The sequence below is a fragment of the Bacillus sp. CZDM1 genome, from assembly GCF_055502545.1.
In genome coordinates this window covers 57,964-73,969 of sequence record NZ_JBUESO010000007.1, presented here as the reverse complement: position 1 = coordinate 73,969, position 16,006 = coordinate 57,964, and the positions used below count along the sequence as shown (strand labels likewise).

Annotated in this window: 14 protein-coding genes; 4 read left to right on the top strand and 10 right to left on the bottom strand. The window is 38.0% G+C overall.

Features of this window, described 5'->3' with window-relative positions:
* Positions 1–608: 608 nt before the first annotated feature.
* Positions 609–2,414, top strand: coding sequence for a sensor domain-containing protein (locus ACY3XC_RS17015; RefSeq protein ID WP_464869601.1), 1,806 nt, complete (start codon positions 609–611; stop codon positions 2,412–2,414).
* Between the two features lie 35 nt (positions 2,415–2,449).
* Here ACY3XC_RS17015 and ACY3XC_RS17010 read toward each other — a convergent pair whose 3' ends face one another.
* Positions 2,450–2,920 carry a GNAT family N-acetyltransferase gene (locus ACY3XC_RS17010; protein WP_464869600.1) on the bottom strand — a complete coding sequence of 157 codons (471 nt, stop codon included), beginning with the start codon at positions 2,918–2,920 and terminating at the stop codon, positions 2,450–2,452.
* 60 nt (positions 2,921–2,980) lie between these two features.
* Positions 2,981–3,700 carry a metallophosphoesterase family protein gene (locus ACY3XC_RS17005; RefSeq protein ID WP_464869599.1) on the bottom strand — a complete coding sequence of 240 codons (720 nt, stop codon included), beginning with the start codon at positions 3,698–3,700 and terminating at the stop codon, positions 2,981–2,983.
* A gap of 157 nt (positions 3,701–3,857) precedes the next feature.
* On the opposite strand from ACY3XC_RS17005, the gene purU reads away from it, so the two are divergent.
* Positions 3,858–4,757: a formyltetrahydrofolate deformylase gene (gene purU / locus ACY3XC_RS17000; protein ID WP_464869598.1), complete on the top strand. Its 900-nt coding sequence runs from the start codon at positions 3,858–3,860 to the stop codon at positions 4,755–4,757.
* A 176-nt stretch (positions 4,758–4,933) separates the two neighbouring features.
* On the opposite strand, the gene sleB is transcribed toward purU, so the two are convergent.
* The 7 genes from sleB to ACY3XC_RS16965 form a co-directional block, all read right to left on the bottom strand.
* Entirely contained in the window at positions 4,934–5,653 is a 720-nt protein-coding gene (gene sleB, locus ACY3XC_RS16995; protein WP_464869597.1) for a spore cortex-lytic enzyme, read from the bottom strand.
* Positions 5,654–5,884: 231 nt separating this feature from the next.
* Positions 5,885–7,453 (bottom strand): IS200/IS605 family accessory protein TnpB-related protein, encoded by a 1,569-nt coding sequence (locus ACY3XC_RS16990; protein ID WP_464869596.1) that lies wholly within the window; start codon positions 7,451–7,453, stop codon positions 5,885–5,887.
* Positions 7,454–8,134: 681 nt separating this feature from the next.
* Entirely contained in the window at positions 8,135–9,130 is a 996-nt protein-coding gene (locus ACY3XC_RS16985; protein WP_464869595.1) for an NAD-dependent epimerase, read from the bottom strand.
* Positions 9,127–10,488, bottom strand: coding sequence for a hypothetical protein (locus tag ACY3XC_RS16980; RefSeq protein WP_464869593.1), 1,362 nt, complete (start codon positions 10,486–10,488; stop codon positions 9,127–9,129). Before ACY3XC_RS16980 ends, ACY3XC_RS16985 begins: the two co-directional genes overlap by 4 nt.
* Positions 10,488–11,549, bottom strand: coding sequence for a glycosyltransferase (locus ACY3XC_RS16975; RefSeq protein WP_464869592.1), 1,062 nt, complete (start codon positions 11,547–11,549; stop codon positions 10,488–10,490). Before ACY3XC_RS16975 ends, ACY3XC_RS16980 begins: the two co-directional genes overlap by 1 nt.
* 154 nt (positions 11,550–11,703) lie before the next feature.
* Positions 11,704–12,303, bottom strand: coding sequence for an NADPH-dependent FMN reductase (locus ACY3XC_RS16970; protein WP_464869591.1), 600 nt, complete (start codon positions 12,301–12,303; stop codon positions 11,704–11,706).
* A gap of 317 nt (positions 12,304–12,620) precedes the next feature.
* Positions 12,621–13,124 carry a CBO0543 family protein gene (locus ACY3XC_RS16965; RefSeq protein WP_464869590.1) on the bottom strand — a complete coding sequence of 168 codons (504 nt, stop codon included), beginning with the start codon at positions 13,122–13,124 and terminating at the stop codon, positions 12,621–12,623.
* Positions 13,125–13,738: 614 nt separating this feature from the next.
* On the opposite strand from ACY3XC_RS16965, the gene ACY3XC_RS16960 reads away from it, so the two are divergent.
* The gene (locus ACY3XC_RS16960) at positions 13,739–14,074 is read left to right on the top strand and encodes a zinc ribbon domain-containing protein YjdM (protein WP_464869589.1); all 336 of its coding nucleotides are present in this window, start codon (positions 13,739–13,741) and stop codon (positions 14,072–14,074) included.
* A gap of 74 nt (positions 14,075–14,148) precedes the next feature.
* Here ACY3XC_RS16960 and ACY3XC_RS16955 read toward each other — a convergent pair whose 3' ends face one another.
* Complete coding sequence (locus tag ACY3XC_RS16955; RefSeq protein ID WP_464869588.1) at positions 14,149–15,381, bottom strand: MFS transporter; 1,233 nt, start codon at positions 15,379–15,381, stop codon at positions 14,149–14,151.
* Positions 15,382–15,561: 180 nt separating this feature from the next.
* Between ACY3XC_RS16955 and ACY3XC_RS16950 the strand changes: the two genes are divergently transcribed.
* Positions 15,562–15,930: a winged helix-turn-helix transcriptional regulator gene (locus ACY3XC_RS16950; protein ID WP_464869587.1), complete on the top strand. Its 369-nt coding sequence runs from the start codon at positions 15,562–15,564 to the stop codon at positions 15,928–15,930.
* Positions 15,931–16,006 lie beyond the last annotated feature (76 nt).

The window sequence follows — 16,006 nt, the reverse complement described above, 5'->3', positions numbered from 1 at the left end:
ATGCCCTTGCCTGCAGGTAGCAGGCAAGGGCATTTTAGAAGGTATTTATTAAAAAATGAATTGAATGATTAATTTTATCCAACCGAAAAATGCAATCCATAACGGTACACTTATAGAAGTTCCCCAAACTAGCCCGTACGCGAAATTACCCTGCTCGTCCATGAAATCCACTCCCTAGTATTAGTTGTAGATTACCTTCTTTGTTTTTTCGATTGCGTACATTCATTTTATTTGAAAACGTTTACAATAACAATGGTATAAACTACTTAATTCATAGTGTTTAACTTAATAATATATAAAGTAGACAATAACTAACATTTCCATGTCTATAAGATAACAAATTTAGAACGAGAAAAAACTAAAAGCTTGTCTAGGAAATAGAATTGTTTTTCGACTTTTTACCGACAAAATATTTTCCAGGAAATTGATTTAGATTCTTTTTACACTGGAGTTGAATGCACTTTTAATCAAACGTTTGATTAGTGATTGAAGGAGAAAATATTGTCTGAGTTTGTTGATATCTATCACAGCTAAATCTGCCAATTTAGTATAAGGTCACTTTAAGTAGTATTTGTTGATTCTCAGTGATAGTGGAAAGGAGATTTCTCTTGAGATATGAGATCAAAAAGTCAGATATGGGTTCTGTTGTCGAGGGTTGTAAGCCCTTACTTTCTGGTGCGCCAAATCCTTGTTATATAATGGATTTGGAGGGGAGTATTGTTTTTTCAAATGAAGCTATTCAAGAATTAACAGGTTATAGCAGACAAAGTGAATATCAACGGAGTTTTGTTTCGTTTTTAGAAGAAGAGGAGATTGATAAAACAATCGAGCATATTAATGCTGTCCTCAAGGGAGAAAAAAAGAGTCTTCAAACAAAGATTAGACATCGGGACGGTTATGTAATAGATGTAAATATTCTTTCAATACCTGTGAAAGTAGAGGGGATAATTCTTGGCATTTGCGGCTATATTACCAGTGCTTCAAATGAAAAGAATGTTCCGCATACCATTTCTAGGAACTGGGATAGTATCCTTACTGGTATTAAGAGGATTGACAGAATCTTTGTGGATATTACCAAGCGAAAAAAAGCTGAGGAAAAATTAACATTTTTAGCTTTTCACGATTCTTTGACGGGTCTGCCGAATAGACGGAAGTTGGATTATGAGCTTCATAAAACGTTATCGGAAGCAAAGGAAAAGAAAAAGAAGGTTGGAATCTTATTCCTAGATCTAGACCGATTTAAATATATCAATGATTCCCTTGGTCATAAAATGGGGGATAAGGTGCTGCAGGTTATTGCAGAACGGTTGAAGGATAGTTTGAGAGAAGATGATATGATCTCCCGTCAAGGCGGGGATGAGTTTGTTATATTGCTTAAAAATCTAACAACGAAAGAGGATATTCAGGAAACGGCAGCGAGGGTTAATGGTATTATTGCAGACCCCATTCGACTGCTTGGCAATGAGTATGTTTTAAGCGCAAGCATTGGGATGAGTATTTACCCTGATCATGGGTATGAGGCTGAGGGGCTAGTTCAGAAAGCTGACCATGCGATGTACCTAGCCAAGGAAAGTGGAGTAGGAATTCAGCCATATGAAGTGGGAATGTCGAAATGTCTATCGCGAAAACTGCTGCTTGAACAATATCTTCATAAAGCGATTGAAAAGAATGAATTATACTTGGACTATCAACCGATTGTGGATGTTTATGGAAAACAAGTGATAGGATTGGAAGCACTCCTTCGCTGGACTCATCCTGTTTTGGGGAATATACCGCCGGGAGAGTTTATCCAAATTGCTGAAGAGTCGGATTTAATCATAAAAATAAGCAGCTGGGTGTTGGAAACAGCCTGCAGACAGCGTAAGATTTGGATCGATATGAACTTGCCGCCCTTTTATGTATCGATTAATGTGCCTGCAAGACAAATTAATTTGGAGTCGTTCCTTCATAGTGTCAAGGACACATTGGAACGCTATCAGGTGCCGGCTAATCTGTTGAAAATTGAAATCACAGAAAGAACCGCGATGACCAAAGTTCAAAATACGTTGAATACGATAAAAGAATTACAGGATATTGGAGTCGATATCATTCTTGATGATTTTGGGGTGGGGTATTCATCGATTAGTTACCTTGTACAATATCCGTTTAATACGATAAAAATAGATAAGTCGTTTATTGAAGGGTTAGAGAATAGGAATCAGCGGTCTGTTTGTCGAACATTAGTGGCAATGGGAAGGAATCTTGGGATGAATGTGGTGGCAGAGGGCGTGGAAGAGCTAGAACAATATCAATTCTTATGCAGTATTGGCTGTCATAACATGCAAGGCTACTATTTTAGCAAACCCACTAGTGCTAAATTAGTCGAGAGATTCTTTATGCCTAAAAAGAAGGGGCTGCAGGATAAATTTCAATAGGTTAAAAGAATAGCCGAAGACAAAATTGTCTTCGGCTATTCTTTTACCATTGTTATAAATACAGTTGCTCTGCTACGAAACTCGATTTTCTTTACGAATCCTAGTTTCGTATAAAGATGAAGGGCTCGGTGATTAAATTTCGCTACTGTTAAACGGAAAGAATTCACCTTATAGTTTTCTTGAATATAAGACAGAATAAACGAGAAGAATGGAGCTCCAAAGCCCTGACCAGTTAAGGCGGGATTCATGCCAATTCCTATATCCGTTACATCCTCTGAATAAGCTCCAGCTGTATAACCAAATGGGACTTGTGCAGCTTTCCCCATGCAAAAAAAGCCGGCCAGTTCATTGTTTTGATTCAATACTGCATAATAGGGGTTTTCGAGCAATTCGTTAAGAGATTCAGAGCTTTCTTCGTTATTATAAAAATCATAAGGTGCTTCATATTTCCATGTTAGGATCTGTCTTGCATATTCCTCCGTCATACTCTTTACCATTAACTGCATGTTTAATGTTCCCTTCTTAAAAGTAAAACCGCCGCCGTTAAATGCAGCGGCGCTTACTTTTTATATTTTTGCCGTCCGAATGACCTTACTCATCATTTCTGCGTTTGGATAATTGACTTCATGGTAGAGGGCCGCGACACGTTCGAGCTCGTAGCTTACCCTTCTGATGGATGTTTTCAGATGACCATCCTCAATTTCAACCAGACCATAAGATGCCTTAGCCAGACCATCGAACGGCAACCCCACACTGCCGATATTCATAATGACCTTGCCATTGAGAAAACGAATGTAAGGCTTGTGGATATGGGCATAAACATATACTTGTGCTTCCTGTGCATGCATTAAACTTGATTCAATTTCGTTGTCATCGGCGTTTGGCAGTACGATATCAAACAAACTTTTTGGTGTGGCATGGAACGCCGAAATTCCAACCCCTTCGATTGAAAAATTTAATTGGGCAGGCAGGCTATTCAAATAATCAATGTCGGATGGTTCAAGCTGTTCCACAATCCATTGACGTTCAGTGTTCATCAGCTCCAATGCTTTCCCAGGAACTTCACCTTCCCGAACGCCGCGTACCACCCATTCATCGGCATTTCCTTTAATTACTTCAGTATGTAAAGAACGGACTAAATCAAGAGAGCGTTTAGGCTCTGGTCCTCGATAACAGATATCACCGAGTACATAAATCTTATCAATCCCTTGCTTTTCTATATCCTCAAGGACAGCATCAAGAGCAATAGCATTCCCGTGTATATCCGAAATAAAAGCAACTTTCATAGCACAACCAACCTCCTTTTATAAAAAATAGTACCATCATTTGTCTATAAAATCGAATTGGTTATAGGAAATAAAATATTAATTTTGACAAAAGACTTCGCTTCTGAGGGCTGTCTGCTGTATAATCTTTTCTAATAATAATAGAGGAGTTATGAGGATGAATTCATATATAAAAGACCAAGTAGAAAAATTTCAAAAAGAGAATCAAAATCGTGGACGGCTGCTTGTCAGCTGTTCGGATCAGCCAGGGATTGTTTCAGCCATCTCTCAATTTTTATTTTCCTATCAAGCCAATATCATCGAATCTAGTCAATATTCAACCAATCCGGAAGGCGGAGTATTTTTTATCCGTATTGAATTTGAATGCCCGGGTCTAAAGGAAAAGGCGAAGGAGATGGAGGAACAGTTTGCTGCGATTGCTGAGACGTTTTCGATGGATTGGAAATTAACGCATGTCTATCAGGTGAAAAAAGCGGCAATCTTTGTGTCAAAGGAGCTTCATTGTTTGCTCGAACTCTTGTGGGAATGGCAAAGCGGTGATTTAATGGCGGATATCGCGCTTGTGATCAGTAACCATGAGGAAGCAAGGGATGCGGTCGAAGGGTTGAATATCCCGTTTTATTACATTCCGGCGAATAAGGATATACGTGCTGAGGTGGAAGCACAGCAGCTTCAGTTGTTAAAAGAGTATGAGATTGATTTAGTGGTATTGGCGCGTTATATGCAGATATTGACGCCAGAATTTGTAGCCGCAAATCCAAACAAAATCATTAATATTCATCATTCCTTTTTACCGGCGTTTGTTGGTGCACGACCATACGAACGTGCCCATGCACGCGGTGTAAAGTTAATTGGAGCGACCTCCCATTATGTCACTAACGACCTTGATGAAGGGCCGATTATCGAACAGGATATTGCCCGTGTCGATCACCGTGATGACACGGACAATTTGAAAAAAATTGGCCGCAGAGTGGAAAGAAGTGTATTGGCACGAGCAGTAAGATGGCACATTGAAGACCGAATTATTGTCCATCAAAACAAAACGATTGTTTTCTAAAAATATATAGGTTACTGCGTAGTATGTTGTTTCTGGGGGCAATCTTTAAAAGAGGCTCTTAAGGACAAAACTCAATAGGGAAGTAAGAGATTAGTCTTTAATAATAGCCTTTAAGACAAACTAAACTAAAAAACTGTCATCTAGATAATTTCATTGTAGATGACAGTTTTTCTATTTTATTTACAAAATATATGTTTTCCGATTTTCTTTATCTGCGGTCTACTCCAAATCCAACTGCTTGTGGCGGTATCAGGATTAAAATAATAAATGGCATTACCGGTAGGATCCCATCCATTTAAGGCGTCCAGCACCGCTTTTTTTGCTGTTTCGTTTGGTGTTAAGTTAATTTGTCCATCGGCAACAGCCGTAAAGGCTCCAGGTTCATAGATGACGCCTCCGACGGTATTAGGAAAAGAGGCACTTTGGACTCGATTCAAAATAACAGCAGCGACCGCAACTTGACCAATGTAGGGTTCTCCGCGAGATTCCCCGTATACGGCATTTGCCATCAATTGGATATCGTTTTGGCTGTACCCGCCTGGAACATTGGCGCTAGTACCTCCTGAATTTCCTTGCTTTTCATATTTTGTCGCTTTCACTAGCATCGCCTTCGTATCTGCTCCGACAATCCCATCGACAGGAAGACCAAACTTATCCTGAAAGTTTCTAACCGCCCAGTAGGTATTCCATCCAAACACACCATCAATCTTACTTTTAAAGAAGCCATTATACGTAAGGCGCGATTGCAGCTCAATCACATCTTCCCCGGAAGAGCCTTGCTGGAGCACTTGGTTAGAAAATGCATGAATATCTTTACTCTGATCGCTATTGGCTAAAGATGTAACAGTTAGAAAAATAATTATCAGCAGAATCTTAAAGATTGTTTTCCTCAGCACAGGTTCAACCTGGTTACTAAAATCTATCAAATTCTACATCTCGCCTCCGAACCAAGAAAAGGAGACATACCGCGACGATTCTCACGTCATTCCATCAGGAAGGGAATTGCACCCTTGTCATGAACCTATTGTTCAAGACACCCCGCGGTGCTCTGTTAGAGCCGGTGATTTGCAGTAGACCATTCCTTCCATTGGTCAGCCTACCACAAAGAATGGATTTTAGTACCAGGATTACACCTCCTTCAGTTGTAATTCCTGGTTCTTAATCATTAATGTTTTATGAATCACATTCCATAGTTTCCAACTATGGTTTTCTTTGAACGTTTCCATATTTTTTAACAACATCCCCAAATACTTTCGCCTTTGCTTGCCGTTTTTTGACTTTTTCTCGGATTCTTCCATTGACCCAAGAATAGAAATCAACTTTGGCTTTACTAGCGTGCGTACCTGGTTTAGGATTTCTTGTGGTATTTTTTCATCACAACCAATCCCTCTTCTCCCAATCACTAAAGCAGCTGCTTCGTGAACGGATAAGCCATACTTTTTACTATATTTAAACCGTCCGATAACGGATGTATAAGCGGGATTTACTTTTTTTATTTTAAAACCAAATCTAATTCCTCTAGAGATAATGGCCTTTTGTAATTTTGTTTTTGCAAATGAATGGACAAGGCGGTTGAATCGTTTATTCGTATCATGATCTTGTTTTAGTTTGATATCTTCTATGACGATAGCTCCCACGTTCCAAGTCAAAAGATACTGAACGATTTCTTTTGAGATTTCTCCTGAAATATTGGACCTGCGGTTGCTTTTTACATATTCCATTTCATGACAATAGAAGGTTTTAGATTCTACTAAATTTCCTTGTTTGGTTAAAATAGAAACCGCTATGCGATCAATGTTCACATCAATTCCCGCAAATAAATCAGACTGAATCTTTTCATTCCAATTCAGCATAGAACCATGGACAACCTCTTCATAAGTGATGTGGACAAAGATCTTACTATTTTTCCGTTTTAACTCAATGGAATAGGGGATATATTCTTCCATAGGTTTGTTCTTTGAGGTAACACCAACTTCATGGGGTAATACTACCCCAACAACATCATTGAAATATTTCTCCGGTACATGTAGTTTGAATCGTAATCTAGGACTCCTTTTTCTACCCTCAACGAGTAGTGGATTGGCCACTTCTATAATAAACTGCTGTTCCACCTCGTCGAATACGATTCGGGTGTTCAAATTACCCATTTTTGACTTATCACCACGAGAATAAAGGGTATTAGAACGTAGACCCTTCCATTCATTTCTTGATATTTTCCCTTTTAAACGCTCATAAAAATTCTTTTTTCCACCAAAGATGACGGTTGGAATTGTCTGATCTTCCTGGTGTTTTAATAAAACGAATTCCTTTACTTGAAGTTTTTCTAAGCGGGTACTCAGCCCTTTTAAACAGGTCTCAAGAGGGACTTTTTTCGGTCTTTTCTTCCCTGTCTGATAATCTTTTAATTTCATGCAGGTCTTATTAATTTTTTCTTGTACTCCTTGGATTCTTAAGGGTAAAAGTTCTTTTTGACTTGAGATTATTGCTTGGGCTTGCATCACAGCATCTTCAGAATATCTTTTGTTCAAATGAAAGAGAGCACTTACCGATTTATTTAAATTGTTTGACTGTTCACCCTCTAACAAGCGATTAAAGGAATACCGCAATGCAGCGCAAAAAACAGTCATTAATCGATTTAGTTCTTCAAACTCGGCGGCACTACCATCGGCTATTTGGCAAATTTTCGTTACCTTCATTCCATCCCCTCCTAAAAAGAACAAATGTTCTATATTAATTATAGGATTTTATTGGAATAAAGTCAAAAATTAGTCCCTTTTCTTTTGTCAGATTTTAATAATATTTCGTAGTTTCTATAGATTTATTTAAGTAGTTACAACCTCCTAACGATTTAAAAAGCCGTATAATACTATCTTTTCATATTTTTAACATTTCTATGTACAAATGAAGGGAGTAAAGGTTAATACTGCAAATAATTTAAGGCTTTTAAAGATAGAACTCTATATCGGTCCTTCATAAGGGGGATTGAGGGCAAAGCCCAGAGATTAGCCTTTCATAAGAGGGCTGAAGGACAAATCCCAATAAGGAAGCAAGAGATTAGTCTTTCATAAGGAGGATGAAGGACAAATCCCTATAACTAGGTAAGAGATTAGTCTTTCATAAGGAGGATAAAGGACAAATCCCTATAACTAGGTAAGAGATTAGTCTTTCATAAGGGGGATGAAGGACAAATCCCGATAACGAGGTAAGAGATTAGTATTTCATAAAGACCAAGAAGTATATATCCCAATAGAATCAAAAATGTCCCCAACAATATGTATGGGGACAAGTCTAATTTTGGGCTTTGTTAAATTGTGCATAAGAAACTGTGTATTTCTGATATCGGACTTTTTCCTTCATTTAGAGGGGACTTGGTCTCTTTATGAATGATATTTTTTATACCAATCTACGAAATGACTTAATCCCTTTTCTAATGGGGTAGCAGGAGAGAAGCCAGCAGCCTTTTGTAGGTCGGTAATATCCGCATAGGTCACTTTCACGTCTCCAGGCTGCATCGGGAGAAATTCGATCTTTGCTTTTTTACCAATTAACTTTTCTAACGTTTTAATAAAATCCATCAATCTGACTGGACTGTTGTTGCCGATATTATAAATTTTGTAGGGAGCATGACTCGTGCTTGGATCAAGGTTTCTGTTTGAATCGGCTATAGGCGGATGATCAAGTAATTTGACGATTCCTTCGACAATATCATCAACAAATGTGAAGTCTCTAAGCATGTCGCCATTATTATATACCTGAATGGTATTCCCATCGAAAATATTCTTCGTAAATGAATAATAGGCCATATCTGGTCTGCCCCATGGTCCATACACGGTAAAGAAGCGAAGACCAGTGGTGGGGATATTAAATAAGTGACTGTAGGTGTGAGCCATTAATTCATTTGCCTTTTTCGTTGCGGCGTAGATACTAACCGGATGATCAACAGAATCTTGGGTAGAATAGGGGGTTTTGGTATTCGCTCCATAAACAGAACTAGATGATGCGTAAAGTAAGTGCTCCACTTGATTATGCCTGCAGGCCTCTAATATATTTACAAACCCTACTAAATTGGAATGAACATAGGAATGTGGATGGGAGATACTATAGCGGACACCAGCCTGAGCAGCTAAATTAATGACAATAGGGAGAGAATGATCCTCGAAAATTTGATTTAAGGATTCCTGGTCAGCTAAATCTGTTTGATAAAATTTGAAATTCATATTACTCTCTAAGAGCTTTAGCCGCTCTTTTTTTAAACGAACATCGTAATAATCATTAAGGTTGTCCACACCGATTACATAATAATTTTCAGCTAACAAACGTTTAGAAAGATGGAAGCCAATAAAACCTGCCGCTCCTGTCACTAAAATGTTCATCTTCTTCTACCCGATCCCTTTTTTCGATCATGCTCTTTATTATGACCCCGGTCTCTTTTATGGTTGTGATCCTTATTATGCCGATGGTTTTTATTTCGAGCGTTCCTCTTTTTATTTTCATGCTCTTTTTTACTACTGCGGTCACTTTTCCCTTTATTTACCGTTTTAATTTCCTTTATTTCTAATTGCGCTTCTTCATTTGTGAGTGGAATCGGTGTTTTTGTCCATTCCGCATGGGTGGAAGAATCAAGAATCTTTACTTGTTCAAGGAATGTGTCAAGAAAACCTCTCTCATGAAGGTTTTGAAAAAGTTCAAGGGGTCTTTTTTGTATGCGAGAGAATGAGTACACATGGTCGACCATTTTAAAACCTTTGTTGGTGACAAAAACATGTCTTAATGGGGTGTCAATTTGTTTAAATCCTGCCTTTTTCTGTGATGTTAAAATCTCTAGTAAAAGTTTTGTCACGAACTCCGGAAGGGTCGATTGTTTTTTTAGAAAGGTGTTTAAATCCGGTCCAACTAAATATTCCATGACAACATAATTTTCTCCCTTTTCGTATACCTTGGGAATAAATGATAGTTTTTGATTAGACAATAGAACTTTTTTTTCCAGCTCACAATGTTCCGGCTTTCCATAAATCTTCACGCATTTATCTTCTGATATTCGATAGACAGCCCCTTGATGCCCAGCTCCAATTAATGTCTGTGAGATAGCGCTATCTACTTTTACTCCTTCACCATCTCCTCCCGAATAAACGGGAATGTTTCGGTAGTCCATTTTGTTTTCATTAAAATATTTCTGCCATGTTTCATATGTTCCAGGTTCGAAATTTCTTACCTGTGATAAGAAAGATTCTTTTAATAGCATGATGTTTAAATCTCTTAATAATTTAAGAGGGACAGGATGAACACGCTTGAAGGCATTTACGTGGTCAATTACTTTTAATTCTTCATTTTCTAATACAAAAATATGACGCAGCGGGGCATCGACCATCGTGAATTGCGCCTTTCTCATTTCGCTGAGTAGATACAGGAGCTTTTTCGAAATGGATTCTGGGATGATCGTGCAATTCCTGAGGTATTCCTTTAATGTTGGAGCATTAAAGTATTCCATGACGATATAGTTTTCACCATACTCATATAATCGCGGGAAAAATTCTAAGTGCTGTCCAGCTTTCAGAGCTTCTAATTCCATTTTTGCTTGGAGAGTATTCGAATAAATTTTTACACATCGCTCCTCCGAAAGTTTAAATACAGCTCCTTGGGCACCCATTCCAATAAGTGGAAAGTTAGTGGGGTTATCAATTTCTAAGGTTTTTACACCTTTGGTTACATTAATAAATCTGAAATCTTCCATTATGATCCCCCTAACAATTCATCATAATATTTGGCCTGCAAAAAGAGCTGCTTTTTCTGGTCAAAGTTTTGTTCGACTTTTTGGCGAGCAGAAATGGTGTAGCTTTCCCATAGGTGTCTGTTCAGTAACATAAATTCTAATGCTTGCGCAAGATGTTCGACATCGTTTTCCCGTACTAATATTCCATCTTGGTTATTCGTGATAATCTCTGGAATACCAGCATGGTTCGTGGTGAGAACCGGAATACCGGTTGCCATTGCCTCTTTGATGGTATTCGGAATCCCTTCTACATCTCCTATGGAGGAAGTTAAACTTGGCGCGCAAAATAAATCAGCTTGTCCCATTAATTTTGGAATTTGACTTTTGGGAACATGATTTAATAGGCGGAAGGAAGTTCCTAAATTCAACTGCGTGGCAAGAGATTTAAGATACCCTTCGAGTTCACCACCGCCGATAATCGTAAGTGTGGCTTTTGGAAATTTATCTCTGATTTTTTCAAATGCCTGCATTAAGATATGATGACCTTTCTTTTCTACTAATCTTCCTATGGAAATAATGTTTTGTGAGTCATGTAGATTTGGCGTTCTGTATGGAAAAAGGTTAAGGTCGACACCCCCATAGAGAACTCTGATTTTATCTGCAGGACATCCCCACATATTAATTTGCTGCGCTAAATACTGACAAACAGGGAAAAATCGCTCCCCTTGCTCAAAAAGCAATTTCATACCATCTAAATAGCCAACCGGCTGATTAGCGAGAGTTGCATCTCTGCCACGAATACTGGTTACGAGCGGAAGAGACGTTTCTTCTTTAAATGGAAGAAGTAATTGACCTAATTGACCATGGTGCGCATGTAAGAGGGCTATCTTATTTTTTTTCACATATTCCTTAGGCGAGAAAATTTCACTAAGGTAGTGAACCCGCTCATTGAGAAGAGGCAGATTGATCATATACTTGGGCTGCCGTACCAAATGAATATAATCATAACCAGGAATATCGCGAATTTGAGGAATATACTGGGTCGGGTCAACCCTTAGGTTCAAATGCATAACTTTTGGCAATTGATTAATCTCCTTTCAAGAAAGTATATAAACTTATTATCCTATAAAAATAAGGTATGCAATTAGAATAGGGAGGCTTGGACAAATTGGAAAAAACACAAAAATGCGCCACAGTCCATTCTTGACTGTGGCGCTATCGTTTTATTTATTTGTCTTATCGGATTGTTTTTAAAGCGCCGCTCCAAGCGATTACTTCGTCAAGCATTGCAGTCATATTTGTTTGGTGTAAATCTTGTGGTTTGAACACAGAGCCGTTTTCAAAGTCTGTGAATAAAGACAAAGTTGGATGGGTGCGAACGTCAGCCACTTTTACTTCGCCAAGAATTCCACGTAAATGTTCTGCAGCACGAGCTCCGCCAGTTGAACCATAGCTTACGATTCCAGCAGCTTTGTTGTACCAAGCTTCACGTGCGAAATCAATGGCATTTTTTAATGCGCCAGTAATGCTGTGGTTGTATTCTTGAACAACGAATACAAATCCATCTAAACTAGCAAGCTTTTGATTCCAAGCAGCAATTCCTGGCTCTGAGCCATCAGTTGTGCCTAGGAATGGTAAGTTATAGTCTGAAATATCAACGATTTCATAGTCTGCATCTCCACGTTGGTCAGCGATTCCTTTTACCCATTCTCCTACTTGCGGGCTAACACGTCCTTGACGTGTGCTTCCTAAAATAATACCTATTTTTAATTTTGGATTTGTCATTGTTTCTTCCTCCTTAGTTGTTGTACCAAATAATTTGTTAAAAAAACCCATGCTGTCCACCCCTTGCTGTTATTTTTAATTTATATAGGTTTTTTGAATTCGAGTGTTTTGAATTAAAATATTACTAAATTTGTTATTTTTAATTCGAGATAAATATAATACATATTTATCTCGATGTCAAGAGATTGAATTTACGTTTTTATATGTTAAAGATTTCAAAAAGGAAAAATCTTTAATAGCTTGCATTCATTAAGGCCAAAATTACGAAAGGATGTAATGGAGGGTTCTCATAAGGTGGGGATGAAGCCCAAGTATAGCAGGGAAAGAGAAAATGGACCTCATGAAGGTTCATGAAGCCCAAAAATACTTTACTGAAATTCTTGTAGAGATCCATCATGAAGTTTCTTTTTAATAAATCGAAAAAGTACAATTAACAATACCGCGGTAAGTGGATAGGTTGGAATAGAAAAATATAGCTTCCAGCCGCTATAGGTTAATGCCTGGTTATGTACAGTGATCCATTCGAAAAATAAAGAAAAACCAGTCCAAAACAGAATATACCAAAGCGTTTTCCTGCCATATAGCTGCCATTTATCATACACATCTAAAAATAGGAGAGAGGCACATGGATACATAAAAAAATGAAACAGTGCACCAGAAAGCTCATATGTGGGGTTATCGCCGAAAAAATAAAATTTAAAGGGAGTGGCAATAAAAAAATAGTCAATGGTGGAAACGTACCAGATATTAAATACGAAAATAAAAAAGACGAAAACAGGTGGAAAGTAATTTCGAATCGGTAAAAATATCAAGAGTGCAATGAAAACAGCTATAATGAAATACCATTCATTCCAATCAAAGGTAACGTTCAATGTTTCCATCCTCCTATATAAAGGATGTTTCGAAAAAACTTCATTAGTCCAACTAAAACGATCAAAGTGACCAACCAAAAGGTAAAGGACCACCAAAGCTGCCAATGGACATGATTCATAACACCTAATAAATCAGATAGCCATTCTAACCCAGTTAATAGTATGATTAAGCCTCCTAATAAAATGAGCTTTCTCAAGTGAGAGTTTAGAATTTTAAAAAATTGAAGGAAAGTTACCATTATTGCTGGATAAAGCACTATTCGGTTGATAAAATGAGCAAATTCATAGGTGAGTTTATCGGGAATGATCAACGTTTTAAAATTCATAAAGCAGAGGGCAGAGAAGTTTTGAAAAAGATACGAGCTAAACATCCAGTAAACCAAAATTTCGAGAATATGGAGACTTTTCCATTTTTATAAAAAAGAATATAGTCAATACGTTGACTATTAAATAAAAGATTAAAATCATCTGAGCTGCTCCTTATCTTCACTTTGCCCTTTCATTTATTATGGTTGAAAAAAGGGAAACTATGTAGAAACTAGAGGGAGGCTTGTCCGTTTTTGCAGACTATGCCACAATATACAAAGAGGATGAACGAAGGGAGGAATTGAAGGATGTCTACTTTGCCAAATTGTCCAAAATGTAGTTCTGAATATACATATGAAGATGGAAGTTTATTGATTTGCCCAGAGTGTGGTCATGAGTGGAGTTTGGAAGCTGCAGCTGTGGAAGAAGAAAGAGTTATAAAAGATGCAAATGGAAATGTTTTAAACGACGGTGATTCGGTTACTGTCATTAAAGATCTTAAAGTAAAAGGAAGTTCCTCGACGCTAAAGCAGGGAACAAAAGTAAAAAACATTCGTTTAGTGGATGGAGACCATAATATCGACTGTAAAATCGATGGTTTTGGTGCGATGAGCTTAAAATCTGAATATGTGAAAAAAATATAAAAAATTGGCGCTCCTTTCGTAAGGGGCGCCTTATGTTTTTTACTAGAAATCAATGTTGTAAGTTGTATGTCATTTTATTGAACCTCCAATTTTTGATTTGAAAATGAACACATGTTATCGGTAACGGTTTCGTCTTTTTGCTCAAGCCTTCGACTCCAGGCAGTAAGGATGACAGCACCAAAAACCATTAGCGCTCCAATCCAAGTGGTATGAATCAGTCCAATTGAATCCGTGATGAAGCCGCCTAAAAAGGAACCAATCGCAATACCTGCATTAAAGGCTGCAATATTTAGGGCAGAAGCAACGTCTACAGCAGTTGGTACGTACCGCTCTGCCAGCATCACCACATAAACTTGTAATCCAGGTACATTCATAAAAGCAAGCATCCCCATTAAGAAGATGGTTATTAATCCTGCTATTTTAAATGGTGCTGTAAATAGCAGGATAAAAAGAACCACTGCTTGGGCGATGAACATATAAAATAGTGCCTTAATCGGATTATTATTCGCTGCCTTTCCACCAATCATGTTGCCGATTGCAATCGCGATTCCGTATCCAAGAAGAATGACAGCAACGGTACCTTCCTTAAAACCAGTGATTTCCTGAAGGATAGGCGTTAAATAAGTAAAGACAACAAACGTTCCTCCATACCCTAAGGCAGTGATGATAAATACAAGTAATAAGCGACTATTTGTTACTATTTTAATTTGATCAGTAAAAGATGTTTTTATCCCTTTTCGTAAAGCAGCTGGTACTAGGATACTATTAGCAATCATGGCAATGACACCGACTACAATGATAAGGATAAATGCCATCCGCCAGCCAAATTGCTGGCCTATAAAGGTACCAAAAGGAACACCCGTTACAGTGGCCACGGTTAATCCAGTAAACATAATCGATATCGCGCTGGCTCTCTTATTTTCTGGTACTAAATCAGCTGCAATGGTGGAGCCGATTGACATGAAAATACCATGTGAAAGGGAAGATATAACGCGGGCTACAAGTAGTACACCAATGTTCGTTGCACTTGCAGCTAGCCCATTTCCGATTATAAAAATAACCATGACCCATAGTAATAAAGATTTACGTGACATACTAGAAGTAAGAGATGTCAAAATCGGTGCCCCAAAGGTTATTCCTAAAGCATATAAGGAAACCGTTAATCCGGCAGTAGTAACGGGAATTTCTAGGTCATTTGCAATCAACGGTAAAAGGCCGACACTGATAAATTCAGTGGTGCCAATTGCAAAGGCACTAATGGCTAATGCCAGCAGCGCAAACGTACTTTGTTTATGATTCAAAGACATGTTGTCTCCTCCTTAAAAATATACAGATATATGATTTCGATTTGCTGGTTGCAGCTCAATCGATAAATGTTATTATGGGATATAGTAGAACATTAGTGAAGTACGCACTTTTAAGTGATATAGATACTTATAAGTAATATAGGTACTTTTTAGTGCCTATTCGTGAGGAGGAGTTTTACTTTGAAAGAAAAGAAATACAATATATCTGTTGAAGCGACGCTGGAAGTGATTGGAGGAAAGTGGAAGTGTGTGATTCTCTGCCATTTAACCTATGGCAAGAAACGAACGAGTGAATTGAAGCGATTGATGCCGGATATTACCCAGAAGATGTTGACGCAGCAACTGCGGGAATTAGAGGAAGATGGAGTCATTAACCGAATCGTTTATAATCAAGTTCCGCCAAAAGTAGAGTATGAGTTAAGCGAGTATGGATGGAGTTTAAAGAGTATCTTGGATTCCCTTTGCGCATGGGGAGAAAAACATATTTCCAAAGTGTATGGCAGTTTGGATGCCTTGGAAAAGAACGTACTTAATGAACATCTGAAATAAAAATTAAGGCGCGCCTATTAAAACTGAGCATTTTATTTGATTCACATGAACATGAATGCAGGCTTTTTTTCATACT